Origin of the sequence: Rhodocyclus tenuis, from assembly GCF_014197755.1 — a bacterium.
Lineage (GTDB): Bacteria > Pseudomonadota > Gammaproteobacteria > Burkholderiales > Rhodocyclaceae > Rhodocyclus > Rhodocyclus tenuis.
Genome location: NZ_JACIGE010000005.1, coordinates 1 through 14,261 on the forward strand (window position 1 = coordinate 1; position 14,261 = coordinate 14,261).

The 14,261-nt window shown below is 67.2% G+C and carries 14 protein-coding genes; all 14 read left to right on the plus strand.

Annotation, left to right across the window (positions count from 1 at the left end; genetic code table 11):
* The coding region (locus GGD90_RS07865) for a DUF3623 family protein (protein WP_184415017.1) at positions 1-207 on the plus strand (207 nt) is incomplete at its 5' end.
* A 519-nt stretch (positions 208-726) separates the two neighbouring features.
* Entirely contained in the window at positions 727-1,761 is a 1,035-nt protein-coding gene (gene bchI / locus GGD90_RS07870; protein WP_153115996.1) for a magnesium chelatase ATPase subunit I, read from the plus strand.
* Positions 1,758-3,578, plus strand: coding sequence for a magnesium chelatase subunit D (locus GGD90_RS07875; protein WP_153115997.1), 1,821 nt, complete (start codon positions 1,758-1,760; stop codon positions 3,576-3,578). Before bchI ends, GGD90_RS07875 begins: the two co-directional genes overlap by 4 nt.
* Positions 3,579-3,613: 35 nt before the next feature.
* Positions 3,614-4,507, plus strand: a complete 894-nt coding sequence (gene bchO / locus GGD90_RS07880; protein WP_153115998.1) for an alpha/beta fold hydrolase BchO — start codon at positions 3,614-3,616, stop codon at positions 4,505-4,507.
* Positions 4,508-4,720: 213 nt separating this feature from the next.
* Entirely contained in the window at positions 4,721-6,253 is a 1,533-nt protein-coding gene (locus GGD90_RS07885) for a phytoene desaturase (protein WP_228273680.1), read from the plus strand.
* The gene (locus tag GGD90_RS07890) at positions 6,234-7,298 is read left to right on the plus strand and encodes a phytoene/squalene synthase family protein (RefSeq protein ID WP_153116000.1); all 1,065 of its coding nucleotides are present in this window, start codon (positions 6,234-6,236) and stop codon (positions 7,296-7,298) included. Before GGD90_RS07885 ends, GGD90_RS07890 begins: the two co-directional genes overlap by 20 nt.
* A gap of 107 nt (positions 7,299-7,405) precedes the next feature.
* Positions 7,406-8,299 (plus strand): polyprenyl synthetase family protein, encoded by an 894-nt coding sequence (locus GGD90_RS07895; protein WP_221227705.1) that lies wholly within the window; start codon positions 7,406-7,408, stop codon positions 8,297-8,299.
* A 12-nt stretch (positions 8,300-8,311) separates the two neighbouring features.
* On the plus strand, positions 8,312-9,445 hold the full coding sequence (locus tag GGD90_RS07900; RefSeq protein ID WP_153116002.1) for a methyltransferase: 1,134 nt from the start codon (positions 8,312-8,314) through the stop codon (positions 9,443-9,445).
* 181 nt (positions 9,446-9,626) lie between these two features.
* Positions 9,627-9,932, plus strand: coding sequence for a hypothetical protein (locus GGD90_RS07905; RefSeq protein WP_153116003.1), 306 nt, complete (start codon positions 9,627-9,629; stop codon positions 9,930-9,932).
* A gap of 116 nt (positions 9,933-10,048) precedes the next feature.
* Entirely contained in the window at positions 10,049-10,474 is a 426-nt protein-coding gene (locus tag GGD90_RS07910) for a hypothetical protein (RefSeq protein WP_153116004.1), read from the plus strand.
* 28 nt (positions 10,475-10,502) lie between these two features.
* Positions 10,503-11,885, plus strand: a complete 1,383-nt coding sequence (miaB, locus tag GGD90_RS07915; protein WP_153116005.1) for a tRNA (N6-isopentenyl adenosine(37)-C2)-methylthiotransferase MiaB — start codon at positions 10,503-10,505, stop codon at positions 11,883-11,885.
* Positions 11,882-12,898 carry a PhoH family protein gene (locus tag GGD90_RS07920; protein WP_153116006.1) on the plus strand — a complete coding sequence of 339 codons (1,017 nt, stop codon included), beginning with the start codon at positions 11,882-11,884 and terminating at the stop codon, positions 12,896-12,898. Before miaB ends, GGD90_RS07920 begins: the two co-directional genes overlap by 4 nt.
* Positions 12,888-13,352, plus strand: a complete 465-nt coding sequence (gene ybeY / locus GGD90_RS07925) for an rRNA maturation RNase YbeY (RefSeq protein ID WP_153116007.1) — start codon at positions 12,888-12,890, stop codon at positions 13,350-13,352. Before GGD90_RS07920 ends, ybeY begins: the two co-directional genes overlap by 11 nt.
* Before the next feature lie 66 nt (positions 13,353-13,418).
* Complete coding sequence (locus GGD90_RS07930; protein WP_153116008.1) at positions 13,419-14,261, plus strand: HlyC/CorC family transporter; 843 nt, start codon at positions 13,419-13,421, stop codon at positions 14,259-14,261.

Genomic DNA, 14,261 nt, shown 5'->3' on the forward strand with positions numbered 1-14,261 from the left:
GCCCTCGTCTCCACCCTCCTCGTCCTCGCCATCCTCGAACACTGGTTCATGGTCGTCCCCCTCAACGGCGCCAAACTCTGGCTCTGGTCTTTGCAGCCTGAAAGACGCAGTCGCGTCGCGGGCGAGGATTGCACCCCGCCGGCGAACCGCCTGTCGGCTGAGGTCAGCACCTTGCCGCGCCGCCGCCCCCGCCGCGAATTGCACTGAGCAGGGGAGTGGATTGCCGATCGTGCTCCTTCCGGGGGTGCAAGGACTCGGCCGTTTGCCTCGCCTTCCTGATCGGCCCATGCGCAGACGCCTAATTGGCCGTGGGGTATTCCCCCGCCGCCGCGTCGCGGGGTAGAATCCGGCGCGCAAGCGAGCACTGCGGACGTCGTGGCCTTGTTGGCTTCCGCCGCAACGCGGCTGGCGCCAGCGAGTCGATGCGACGCAACGCAAAGCCTGCTGGTTTCGGCCATGCGGGGGCTGGCAGGCAGCGCTCGCCAGTTCACTTTCCGAGGCGGGCAAACAATATTTCCAGACTTGCTCGGTACACGCGATGTCATGTGGCGTCCCGTTTTGTCCAGACGTGCAGGCGCAGCTTGCGTGCGCCCCGTCTTCTGGTCGCGGGATAACGCGTGGCAGCGTTGCTGAGCCGCGATCCGGTTCCGATTTCACCCAGGAGAAGACCTCGCGGTCGATCCTGATTGTCGCCGCGGCATTTGCCGTGCGCGGGGAGGCATGAGCATGGGCTTGGCATATCCGTACGCCGCTATCGTCGGCCAGGACGAAATGAAACACGCGCTGCTGATCGCGGCGGTTGATCCGTCGATCGGCGGCGTTCTGGTCTTTGGCGACCGCGGCACGGGCAAATCGACTGCGGTACGTTCGCTGGCATCCTTGCTGCCGCCGATGGCGGTGATCGCCGGCTGCCGCTACAACTGCGATCCGGCTGCTCCGGCGATGCCCTCGCTGTGCGAACTCTGTGCCAGCGGTGGCAAGGAAAAGGCTGCGAAGAAGAAGGTCAAGGCACCGGTGCCGGTGGTTGATCTGCCGCTCGGCGCGACCGAAGACCGCGTCGTCGGCGCGCTCGATCTGGAGCGTGCGCTGGCTCAGGGCGTCAAGGCCTTCGAGCCGGGCTTGCTGGCCCGCGCGCACCGCGGCTTCCTCTACATCGACGAAGTGAACCTGCTCGAAGACCATCTGGTCGACGTGCTGCTCGACGTTGCCGCCTCGGGTGAAAACGTCGTCGAGCGCGAAGGCCTCTCGGTCCGCCATCCGGCGCGTTTCGTTCTGGTCGGTTCGGGCAACCCGGAAGAGGGCGAACTGCGGCCGCAGCTGCTCGACCGTTTCGGCCTTTCGGTCGAGGTGAAGACGCCGACCGATATCGCCGCGCGCGTCGAAGTCGTCCGCCGCCGCGATGCCTTCGAGCATGATCCGGAAGGCTTCACCGAGAAGTGGCAGAAGGAAAACGCACGCCTGCGGCGCAAGATCGTTACCGGCCGCGAGCGCCTGAAGACCGTCGAGGTGCCGGAAGCGGCGCTTGAGCGTGCCGCACAGCTGTGCATCAAGCTCGGCACCGACGGTCTGCGCGGCGAGCTGACGCTGATGCGCACCGCGCGCGCGCTGGCGGCGCTGGAAGGCGATCCTGTCGTTACCGACGATCACCTGCGCCGCATTGCGCCGTCGGCCCTGCGCCACCGTCTGCGCCGCAATCCGCTCGATGACGCGGGTTCGACGACGCGTGTCGAGCGGGCTGTCGCGGAGCTGTTCGGCGCGTGAGCGCAGCGGCCCACTGGAGCGAGGCGGTACTCGCCGCTTCGCTGTTCGCCATTGATCCGCCGGGGCTGGGTGGCGTTTCGGTGCGCTCGCTCGCCGGTCCGGTACGCGATCGCTGGCTCGCCATGTTTGCCCAACTGCAGCCGGAGGGCGCGCCCTTGCGGCGCATTCCGCTGCACATCACCGACGGTCGTCTGCTCGGTGGTCTTGACCTCGCGGCAACGCTGCAGACTGGCCGGCCGATCGCCGAGCGCGGCGTGCTCGCCGACGTCGATGGTGGTGTCGCCATAATGGCGATGGGCGAGCGCCTGACGCCGGCAACGGCGGCACGCCTGACCGCGGTAATGGACAACGGTGAAGTGATGCTCGAACGCGACGGCCTGGCGATGCGCCTGCCGACGCGCTTCGGCGTGATCGTTCTCGACGAGGGCGTCAGCGACGACGAATGTCCGCCGACGGCGCTGCTCGAACGGCTGGCGTTCAAGGTGGTGCTCACCGACGTCAGCGTGCGCGACACCGAAGCGCTGGCGCCGACGCGCGACGAGATCGCCGAGGCGCATGCGCGCCTGCCCAAGGTCGTCGTCGGCGACAAGCTGGTCGAGGCGATCTGTGGCGCCGGCGCGGCGCTCGGCGTCGCTTCGCTGCGGCCGACGCTGCTCGCCGTGCGCGTTGCGCGCGCGTCGGCGGCGCTTGCGGGCCGCGACGAGGCTGACGAGGATGACGCGTCGATCGCCGTGCGGCTGGTACTGGTGCCGCGCGCCACACGCATTCCGGAAGCACCGTCCGAGGAGGAGCCGCCGCCGGAAGAAGTTCCGCCCGAGGAGCCGCCGCCGGACGAACAGCCACCGGAACAGCCGCCGCCCGAGGACGATGACGAAGACAAGCCGCCGCCCGAAGTTGACAAGCCGCTCGACGACGTGGTGCTGGCGGCGGCGCTGGCGGCAATGCCGGCGGGGCTGCTGGCGCAGCTGCGCGCGGCGCAATTCATGCGTTCGCGCGCTTCCGCCGGTGGCCGCAGTGGTGCCGCCAAGCAGTCCGGCGGCCGCGGCCGTCCGGTCGGCGTTCGCCGTGGCCTGCCGCAGAACGGCGCGCGTCTCAACGTCGTCGAAACGCTGCGCAATGCCGCTCCGTGGCAGCCCTTGCGCCGTCGCGAAGCCGCCGCTGCCGGTCGCGAAGAGGTCGAAGGTGGCCGCCGCGTCGAAGTGCGCCAGGACGATTTCCGTATCACCCGTTTCAAGCAGAAGTCACAGACGACGAGCATTTTTGTCGTCGACGCCTCGGGGTCGGCGGCCTTGCATCGCCTCGCCGAAGCCAAGGGCGCGGTTGAGTTGCTGCTCGCCGATTGCTATGTGCGCCGCGACCGCGTCGCGCTGATCGCCTTCCGCGGCACCGGTGCCGAGTTGCTGCTGCCGCCGACGCGTTCGCTGGTGCGCGCCAAGCGCTCGCTGTCGAGTCTGCCGGGCGGCGGTGGTACGCCTTTCGCTGCCGGTATCGATGCCGCCGTCGATCTCGCCGATGCCGTCCGTCGCAAGGGCGAGACACCCTTGCTGGTGTTCCTCACCGACGGCCGTGCCAACGTCGGTCGCGACGGCAAGGGTGGCCGTGCGCAGGCCGAACAGGATGCGCTCTCGGCCGCACGTGTCCTGCGTGCCGCCAATATCACCGCGCTGCTGGTCGACACCTCGCCGCAACCGCATCCGCAAGCGCAGAAGATCGCGCGTGAAATGGATGCGCTCTACCTGCCGCTGCCGTACGCCGACGCCAAGGGAATTTCCAAGACGATTCGCGCGGCGACGCCGTCGGCGAGCGGCGCAGGCTGAGCGATCCAGGCGGCGAAGGCAAGCGGGCGCGCACCGTGAGCAGCGGTCTCGACTGGGAAAGCGCCGGGCACGACTGGCCGAACCGCGCCGCCAGCCGTTTCGTCGAGGCAGCAGGCTTGCGCTGGCATGTGCAGCAGATGGGCGCCGGCCCGGTGCTGCTGCTGGTGCACGGCACCGGTGCGGCGACGCACTCCTGGCGCGCGCTGGCGCCCTTGCTGGCGCGTAATTTCACGGTCATCGCCCCCGATCTGCCGGGTCACGGCTTCACTTCGGCGGCGCCGGCAGCGGGCCTGTCGCTGCCGGGAATGGCCAGCGCGCTGACCGGGCTGCTGCAGCAGTTGGACGTGGCGCCGCAAATCGTCGTCGGGCATTCTGCTGGTGCGGCGATTCTGGCGCGCATGTGCCTCGACAGCAGCATCGCGCCGCGTGTGCTGGTCAGCCTCAACGGTGCCTTGCTGCCGCTGACTGGCGTTCCCGGTCATCTCTACCTGCCGATGGCGCGCCTCTTTGCCTCCTTGCCGCTGATGCCGCGCCTTGTCGCCTGGCGCGCCGGCAATCCCGCCTTGCTCAAGCAGATGCTGGCGAGCACCGGATCGACGATCGACGCCGAAGGCGAACGCTGCTACCTGCAACTGGTGCGCAGCCCCCGGCACGTCGCAGCCGCCATCGGCATGATGGCCAACTGGGAACTGGCCGAACTGGAGCGCGCGCTGCCGCGCTTGCCGGTGCCGCTGGTTCTGGTGGTCGGCGCCATCGACGGTACGGTGCCGCCGGCGCACGCGCAGCGCGTGGCCAAGCGCCTGACGCAAGCACAAATCGTCAGTCTGCCCGGGCTTGGCCATCTGGCGCATGAAGAAGATCCTGCCGGTGTCGCGACGCTGATCGAAAAGCTTGCGCGCGAGACTGGCGTATTGGCGCCGCTGGCCTGAGCCGGCAAGGCATCGCGACTGGCGCTTCTGCCGTCGCGTAGACGCTGACTGGCGCTGACTGGCGCGGTCGGACGCAGGCCGGACGCCCGTCGCCGAAGCCGTGCCGCCACCGCCTGCGAGTGGGCGCAGCGCAGCCCCGGCATGCCTGCGCGTCGGTGGCCTGTGATAGACTCGCGCCGCATCGGCGAAAACAGATTGCAAAGAGGCAGGGCTTTGAACGAAACGAATAAAATCGCCGCCGGCACAGAACAGTCCCGGGATTCCAGGCCGCATGCGGTCGTCATCGGCAGTGGCTATGGTGGGCTGGCAGCGGCGATTCGTCTGGGGGCGCGCGGCTTCCGTGTCACGGTTCTTGAGCGGCTCGATCAGGCTGGTGGGCGCGGCTACGTGCACCGTCAGGACGGCTTCGTTTTCGATGCCGGCCCGACGATCATCACCATTCCCTTCCTGTTTGAAGAGCTGTGGACGCTGTGCGGCAAGAAGATGTCCGACGACATCGACCTGCGCCCGCTGAATCCGTTCTATCGGCTGCGTTTCGACGACGGCTCGATCCTCGATTACAACGGCGACCGCGAGGCGATGAACGCGCAGATCGAGCGCTTCAATCCGGCTGACGTCGCTGGCTTCGATCGTTTCCTCGCGCACAGCATGGAAACCTATCGCCTCGGCTTCGAGCAGATGGCGCATATTCCCTTCAACAGCTTCATGGACATGCTGCGCGTCGCCCCGGCGATGATGCGCCTGTTCGCCTGGCGCAGCGTCTACTCGATCGCTGCCAAGTTCATTCGCGACCCGCGTCTGCGCATGGCACAGAGCTTCCACCCGCTGTTCGTCGGCGGTAACCCGTTCACGGTGACCTCCGTCTATTCGATGATTGCCTACCTTGAGCGGCGCTGGGGTGTGCATTTCGCGATGGGCGGCACCGGCAGCATGGTCAAGGGGCTGGTCGGCCTGATCGAAGGGCAGGGCAACAGCATCCGCTACAAGAGCGAAGTTGCGCAGATCACGCTCGACGGCCGCCGCGCTACTGGCGTCCGCCTCAAGTCCGGTGAAGTCATTGCCGCTGACATCGTTGTTTCCAACGCCGATTCGGCATGGACTTACAAGAACCTGCTGCCGGCAGACCTGCCGCGTCGCTGGAGTCCGGCGCGCCTGGACCGCGCCGATTACTCGATGAGCGCTTTCGTCTGGTACTTCGGCACGAAGAAGCGTTACGAGGACGTCAATCACCACACCATCCTGTTCGGCCCGCGCTACAAGGGGCTGGTCGAGGACATCTTCAAGCGCAAGATCCTCGCCAAGGATTTCAGCCTCTACCTCTACCGGCCGACCGCGACCGATCCGTCAATGGCGCCGGAGGGCTGCGACAGCTTCTACGTGCTGTCGCCGGTGCCGCATCTCGAGTCGGGCGTCGACTGGAAGGTGCAGGCCGAGCCGTATCGGCAGGCGATTGCCAAGTATCTTTCCGAGACCATCCTGCCCGATCTCGAAGACAATGTCGTCTCGTCGCTGATGACGACGCCGCTCGATTTCCAGAACCGCCTGCTGTCGATCCACGGCGCCGCTTTCGGCCTTGAGCCGGCGCTGACGCAGAGCGCCTGGTTCCGCCCGCACAACAAGAGCGAGGACATCGAGCATCTTTATCTGGTTGGCGCCGGGACGCACCCGGGCGCAGGCCTGCCCGGGGTGGTTTCGTCGGCGCGCGTTCTCGATATGGTGGTTCCCGATGCAGCGACCTTCCGCTGAGCATTTTCCTGAAGACGCCGCCGCCTGCGCGCGTCTCCTGCGCGGCGGCTCGCACAGCTTTTTTGCCGCCTCGCTGGTCTTGCCGCGGCGCATGCGCGCGCCGGCTGCGGCGCTCTATGCTTTCTGCCGCGTCGCCGACGACGCCGTCGACGACTGCCCGGCGCACGAGCGACATGCCGCGCTGGCCGGCTTGTACGAACGTCTCGACGCGATCTATGCGGGAACGCCGCAGGACCATGCCGCCGACCGGGCCTTCGCGGGTATCGTCGTCAAGTACGGCATCCCGCGCACGCTACCCGAAGCCTTGCTCGAAGGTTTCGAGTGGGACGCCTTCGGCCGTCGCTACGCAACGATCGAGGATCTGCACGGCTACGGCGCACGTGTTGCCGGTACCGTCGGCGCGATGATGACGCTGCTGATGGGCGTGCGCACGCCGGAAGTCATGGCTCGAGCCTGCGACCTTGGCGTCGCCATGCAGCTGACCAATATCGCCCGCGATGTCGGCGAGGATGCCCGCGCCGGACGCCTTTACCTGCCGCTCGCCTGGCTCGCCGAAGCCGGTATCGACGCCGATGCCTGGCTCGCCGACCCGCGATTCGACGAGCGCATCGGCAGTGTTGTCGCCCGTCTGCTGCGCGAAGCCGACGCGCTCTACCAGCGCGCCTGCGGCGGTGTCGCCGGTCTGCCGCTCAGTTGTCGTCCGGGGATCAACGCGGCGGCGCGCATTTACGCCGAGATCGGTCGCGAAGTCGAACGCAACGGCGGCGACTCGGTCTCGCGCCGCGCCGTGACGCCCTTGTCGCGCAAGCTGCGCGGACTGGCGGGCGCCTTGGCGGCGAGTGCGCAACCGGCGCGACACGACGCCACGCCGCCGCTCGAAGCGACGCGTTTTCTGGTGGATGCGGTGGCGAATTCACGACCGCCGGCAGCGCTGCCGCGACCACCGCACTGGTGGGACTTCGCCGACAGCGCGGCACGCACGCTCGAACTCGTCGATCGCCTGGAGCGCCGCGATCGCATGGCCGGATCGCGCAGCAGCGCCTGAGCCGGTTGGCAGGCGCCACGCCCACCCGGCGGCGGCATTGACTGGAATAAGGGACGCACGGGCTGTTCCGTGCAACAAATCGAAGTGCAAGGGATGGAGAGTTGAAGATGGATGCGATGAAGCGGATCGACAAAACGCTGACGACGGCGATCGAGCAGTCTCTGGCGGCAAGCGTGGCGCAGGCAAGCGGCTCCGGTTGCCCGACGCGGCTGGCGGCGGCATTGCGTTACGCCGTCTTTCCCGGCGGCGCCCGCTTGCGTCCGCGTCTGACCTTGTCGGTGGCCTGCGCCTGCAGCGAAGACCATCCCGGTATTGCCGATTCGGCCGCCGCGGCGATCGAACTGATTCACTGCGGCTCGCTGGTGCACGACGACCTGCCGTGTTTCGACGATGCGCCGACGCGTCGCGGCAAGGCTTCGCTGCACAGTGCTTTCGGCGAGCGTCTGGCGGTGCTGGTCGGCGACGCGCTGATCGTCATGGCGTTTGAGACGCTGGTGCGCGGCTGCGCTTCGGCGCCGCACCGTCTCGCCGCGCTGACCACCATCGTCGGTCGTGGCGCCGGTACGCCCGCCGGTATCATCGCCGGTCAGGCTTGGGAATGCGAACCGGTGGCGCCGCTCGCCGAGTATCACCGCGCCAAGACCGGTGCGCTGTTCGCCGCCGCCACCATGGCCGGCGCGGCGGCTGCCGGTGCTGAACCCGGCCCGTGGCGGATGCTCGGCGAACGCCTTGGCGAGGCCTACCAGGTCGCCGACGACATCCGTGATGTGGCTTCCAACGAAGCCGAACTCGGCAAGCCGGTCGGTCGCGACGCCATTCTCGGTCGGCCCAATGTCGCGCGCGAACGTGGCCTCGACGAGGCGATCGTCTATCTCAACAAGCTGATCGCTGAAGCGATCGAGTCGATTCCCGAGTGCAGCGGCGCGGCCGGCCTGCGTGCCGTCATCGAACGGCAGACGCAGAGCTTCCTGCCGGCGTCTCTGGCCAATCGCGTCGCCTAGGCGCTACTGCCGATGAGCCGCCCGCTGCCGTCGTTCGGCGACCGCTGGCGCGCGCGGCGCAACCGCTGGCTGGCCAGTCCGCGCTTCCAGCGCTGGGCAGCCCGCTTCCCGCTGACGCGGCCGATCGCGCGGCGCCATGCGCGTTCGCTGTTCGACCTCGTCGCCGGCTTCGTCTATACGCAGATCCTGCTCGCTGGCGTTCGCCTCAAGCTTTTCGAGCGTCTTGCCGATGGTCCGGCCAGCGTCGAGGATCTGGCCGGCCCGCTGGCGCTGTCGCCCGATGCCACTGAGCGTCTGCTCGCGGCCTGCGCCGCACTTGATCTTGCCGAGCGGCGCAACGATGGTCGCTATGGTCTTGGCCCGCTCGGCGCGGCCTTGCTCGGCAATCCCGGCATCGTCGCCATGATCGAACACCACGCGCTGCTCTACGCCGACCTGCGCGACCCGGTCGCCTTGTTGCGCGGCGAACATGCCGATACCGCACTGGGCCGCTACTGGCCCTATGCCGCCGCTGGCGCCGCCGGCGGCGCCAGCCTCGATGGCGGGCATGTTGCCGACTACAGCGCGCTGATGAGCGCCTCGCAGCCGCTCGTCGCCGACGAAGCGCTCGACGCTTATCAACTGGAAAAGCGCGGCCATCGCTGCCTGCTCGATGTCGGCGGTGGCGAAGGCACTTTCCTCTGCGCCGCAGCGCGCCGCGATCCGCAGTTGCAGCTGATCGTTTTCGACCTGCCACCGGTTGCCGAGCGCGCCAGCGCACGCTTTGCCGCTGCCGGTCTTGCCGGGCGCGCGCGCGCGGTCGGTGGCGACTTTCTGCGCGACGAGCTGCCCGCCGGCGCCGATATCGTCTCGGTTGTGCGTGTGCTGCACGACCACGATGACGACGGCGTACTCAAGTTGCTGCTGGCGATCCGCCGCGCCCTGCCGCCCGGCGGCACCCTGCTCATCGTCGAACCGATGTCGGAGACACCCGGCGCCGAGCCGATGGGCGACGCCTACTTCGGCTTCTACCTGCTGGCGATGGGCCGTGGCCGGCCGCGCAGTGCCGAGGCGCTGCAAGCGCTGCTCGGCAGCGCCGGCTTCCACCGGCAGCGCCTGCTGCCGACGTCAATGCCGTTGCAGACGCGGGTGATGGTCGCGCAGTAGCGCGGCGGTCTTGCATTCCTGCCGGCAATTGAGCGCGGCGCTGCGCCAGGCGGCTTGAATAAGCAATGCACGAATTCGTATTGGCCCGCCGCCAGAGCCGCCCGTAGTCTTGCCCTGGCGCAGGGGGATCAGCGGGCGTCCTGCCCGGCACCCCTGCGTTTCTCTGCAAGAAGGGGCTGCGATGAGTGTCTTGATTGTTGGCGGCGATCGCGTTGAGGCGATTCGCCAGGCGCTGATAAAAATGACGTCTGATTCAGGCAGTCTGCGCGTCGAACACTGGCCGGGGCGCAAGGCCGCCGATGCGCGGCGTTCGGTATCGCCGGGGACACGGGCGATCGTCTTTGTCTGCCGTCACCTGAGCCATCCCCTGATGCTGAACGTGCGCCGCCAGGCCGACAGTCTCGGTGTTCCGGTCGTCTATTGCCGGCGCACTGCGCCGGGTTGGCAAGCGGAACTGGAAGGGCTGCGCGGTCGGCTGTTTTCCTGAGCGCCGCTATCCGCAGCGGCCGCTGCTGATTCCTGCGCAGCAGGCGCAGCCCGGCGGCGGCTGCGCTTTCGGTGGCAAGACGCACGAGCATTGACGGCCTTGTCTATAATGCCCGGATGCCACCTCTCGACCTGATCCCCGCGCTGGTCGGCAGCATCGTCGGCGCCGTCGTCGACGCGCCCGCGCAGCCGCCACCGCCGCCGATCGTATCGCCGCTGCCGCGGGCGATTTCGCCCCTTGCCCGCCTCGGTGAGATGCAGCCGCCGGTCGATAATACGGTGGTGATCAACGGCAAGCTGCTGACGCTGGCACCGGCGGCGCAGATTCGCGATACCAATAATCTCATCGTGCTGCCGGCCTATGTGCAGCGGCCGGTGAATGTACGCTTCCTGGTCGATGCTTCCGGCGCGGTTTTCCGCGTCTGGATACTGACGCCGGCCGAGGCGGCCGGTGCCGCGGCGGCCGACAAGGCTGCTGCCGAAGCGATTGCCGCCGCCGCTGCCGCCAACGCTGCGGCCAGTTCCTCCGAAACCTCGCGCTGACCCAGCGCACTTTTCCGCGAAACACTCAATGACCAAGAAATTGTTCATCCGTACCTTCGGGTGCCAGATGAACGAGTACGACTCGGACAAGATGGCCGACGTGCTCGCCGCTTTCGGCGATATTGTGCGCACCGATACGCCGGAAGACGCCGACATCGTTCTCTTCAATACCTGTTCGGTGCGCGAGAAGGCGCAGGAGCGCGTCTTTCACGACCTCGGGCGGATGCGCCTGCTCAAGCTCGAACGCCCCGATCTGCTCATTGGCGTCGGCGGCTGTGTCGCCAGCCAGGAAGGCGCGGCGATCGTCGCGCGCGCGCCCTATGTCGACGTCGTCTTCGGCCCGCAGACGCTGCACCGCCTGCCGCAGCTTTTCGCCGATCGCGCCCGGCTGGGCAAGCCGCAGGTCGATGTTTCCTTTCCGGAAATCGAGAAGTTCGACCACCTGCCGCCGGCGACGGTGCACGGTTCATCGGCTTTCGTCTCGATCATGGAAGGTTGCAGCAAGTTCTGTACGTTCTGCATCGTCCCCTACACGCGCGGCCAGGAGGTTTCGCGGCCGTTCGACGACGTGCTCACCGAAGTCGCCGGACTGGCGGCGCAAGGTGTCGGCGAGGTGACGCTGCTCGGGCAGAACGTCAATGCCTATCGCGGCGCGCTGCCGACGGGCGAAGTTGCGACTGAAGGCGCGGGTGAAACCGATGTTGCCGATCTGGCGATGCTCATCGAATACATCGCCGAGATTCCCGGCATCGAGCGCATTCGCTATACGACCTCGCACCCGCGCGAGCTGACGCAGCGCCTGATCGACGTCTATGCGCGCGTGCCGAAGCTCGTTTCGCACCTGCACCTGCCGGTGCAGTCGGGGTCCGATCGCGTGCTGGCGGCGATGAAGCGCGGCTATACCGCGCTCGAGTACAAGAGTCTGGTACGCCGACTGCGCGCGGCGCGTCCCGATCTGTCGCTGTCGTCGGACTTCATCGTCGGCTTCCCTGGCGAGAGTGAAGAGGACTTCGAAAAGACGATGCGCCTGATCGACGAGATCGGTTTCGACGCCTCGTTCTCCTTCCTCTACAGTTCGCGTCCGGGAACGCCGGCGGCCGACCTGACCGACGACACGCCGGCGGCGGTGAAGAGTGCGCGTCTGGCGCGCCTGCAGAAGCGCATCGACGAACTGGCGCAGGCGGTATCGCAGGCGATGGTTGGCAGCGTGCAGCGCGTGCTCGTCGAAAGCCTGTCGAAGAAGGACGAGCACGAACTCGCGGCGCGTACCGACAACAACCGCATCGTCAATTTCGTCGGCCAGCCGCGCCTGATCGGGCGCTTTGTCGATGTGCGCATCACCGGCGCACTGCCGCACTCGCTGCGCGGCGAGATCGTCACGCGCGACAGCGCCAGCGCCGCACAGCCATGAGTCCGGCGAATTCCGCTCAGCCGAAAGCGCGCGAGCTGCTGCTTTCGCCGCTCGACAACCACCAGCTCGCCAACCTGTGCGGCGCGCTCGACGAAAACCTGCGCCAGATCGAAACCGCACTCGATGTGTCGATCGCCCGCCGCGGCGAGCGTTTCACGCTGCGCGGCGAGAGCGGGCAGACCGAGCGTGCGGCGACGGCGCTCGAGCATTTCTACGCACAGGCCAAGGACGGCCTGTCGGTCGACGACATCCAGCTTGGCCTGATCGAGCTGCTCAACCGGCCGGTGCGCCATCTCTCGCGTGCAGCCGGTGGCGCCGCGCCGGCGCTGATCACCAAGAAGACCGAGCTGCATGGACGCACGCCACGGCAGGTCGACTACCTGAAGGCGATCCAGGAGCACGACATCACCTTCGGCATCGGCCCGGCCGGCACCGGCAAGACCTATCTGGCGGTGGCGTCGGCGGTCGACGCCTTCGAGCGCGAACTGGTGCAGCGCATCGTGCTGACGCGGCCGGCGGTCGAAGCCGGCGAACGACTCGGTTTCCTGCCCGGCGATCTGGCGCAGAAGATCGACCCCTACCTGCGCCCGCTTTACGATGCGCTCTACGACCTGATGGGCTTCGAGCGCGTCGGCAAGCTCTTCGAGCGCGGCGCCATCGAGATCGCGCCGCTCGCCTACATGCGCGGGCGCACCATCAACCACGCGTTCATCATCCTCGACGAGGCACAGAACACGACGCCCGAACAGATGAAGATGTTCCTGACGCGCATCGGCATCGGCACGCGCGCGGTGATCACCGGCGACGTGACGCAGATCGACCTGGCGCGCGGGCAGAAGAGCGGCCTGATCGAGGCGCGGACGATCCTCAACGGCGTGCGCGGTCTGGCCTTCACCGAATTCCTCAAGGAAGACGTCGTTCGCCATCCGCTGGTGGCGCGCATCGTCGCCGCCTACGAGGCGCACGAGACTGCCGCCGGCAATGCTCGCGAAGGGAACAATCATGGCCGTTAGCCGGCGTCTCGACCTGTCGGTGCAATATGCCTGTAACACGGCGGAGCTACCCTTGCGCGCTTCCGTTCGTCGCTGGGTACGTGCTGCGCTCGACGTCGACGGGCCATGTGGCGGCAAGATCGTCGTGCGTTTCGTCGATCCGGAAGAGGGGCGTTCGCTGAACAACGACTACCGCGGCCGCGACTACGCGACCAACGTGCTGTCATTTCCCTATGAGGTCGAGCCTGTCGTCTGCGGCGATCTCGTCGTCTGTGCCGAGGTGGCGCTGCGCGAGGCGGCAGAGCAGGGGCGGACGGCCGATGCGCATTATGCCCATCTGATCGTGCATGGTATTCTGCATCTGCTCGGTTACGACCACGAGCAGGGCGACGAAGAAGCTGACGCGATGGAGGATTGCGAGCGTCAGGTACTGGCGCAACTGGGATATCCCGACCCTTATGCCGGCGAGGGATGATGCGTAAACGGCGAGCAGTCTCGCCGTTTACGCCTCGTTCTTTACGCCTCTGGCGACTCTTTCCCTATGGACAGTAGCACGGGTTCCAGACCCGGATTTCTGGAACGTCTTTCCTCGCTTCTCCTGCGTGAGCCGGAGGACCGCGAACAGCTCATGCATCTGCTGCATGCCGCTTTCGAGCGCAATCTGCTCGATTCCGACGCGCTGACCATCATCGAGGGCGCGCTCGCCGCTTCCGACACCAGCGTGCGCGACGTCATGGTGCCGCGCGCGCAAATGGACGTCGTCGATATCGACGACTCGATCGACGAGATCGTCGCCTACGTCATCCGCACCGCGCATTCGCGCTTCCCGGTGATCGACGGCAGTCGCGACAACGTCATCGGCATCCTGCTCGCCAAGGACCTGCTGCGCATCCATACCGAAGAGGATTTCAACCTGCGCGACTGGCTGCGGCCGGCGGTGTTCATTCCCGAGTCGAAGCGCCTCAACGTGCTGCTGCGCGAATTCCGCGTTTCGCGCAATCACATGGCGGTGGTTGTCGACGAATACGGCGGCGTCTGCGGCGTGGTGACGATCGAGGACGTGCTCGAGCAGATCGTCGGCGACATCGAGGACGAATACGATTTCGACGAGGCCGACGACAACATCCAGCTCGACCAGGCCGGTCGCTACCGCGTCAAGGCACAGACCGAAATCGAGGACTTCAACACCGCGTTCGGAACGCGCTTCTCTGACGAGGAGTGCGATACCGTTGGCGGCCTGATCCTGCACCAGCTCGAACGTGTTCCGAAACGCAACGAGATGGTCGACATCGACGGCGTCCGCTTCCAGGTGCTGCGCGCCGACAGCCGGCGTCTGTACACCCTGCTCGTCACCGCACCCGACGGGGGCAGCGATCAGTCATAG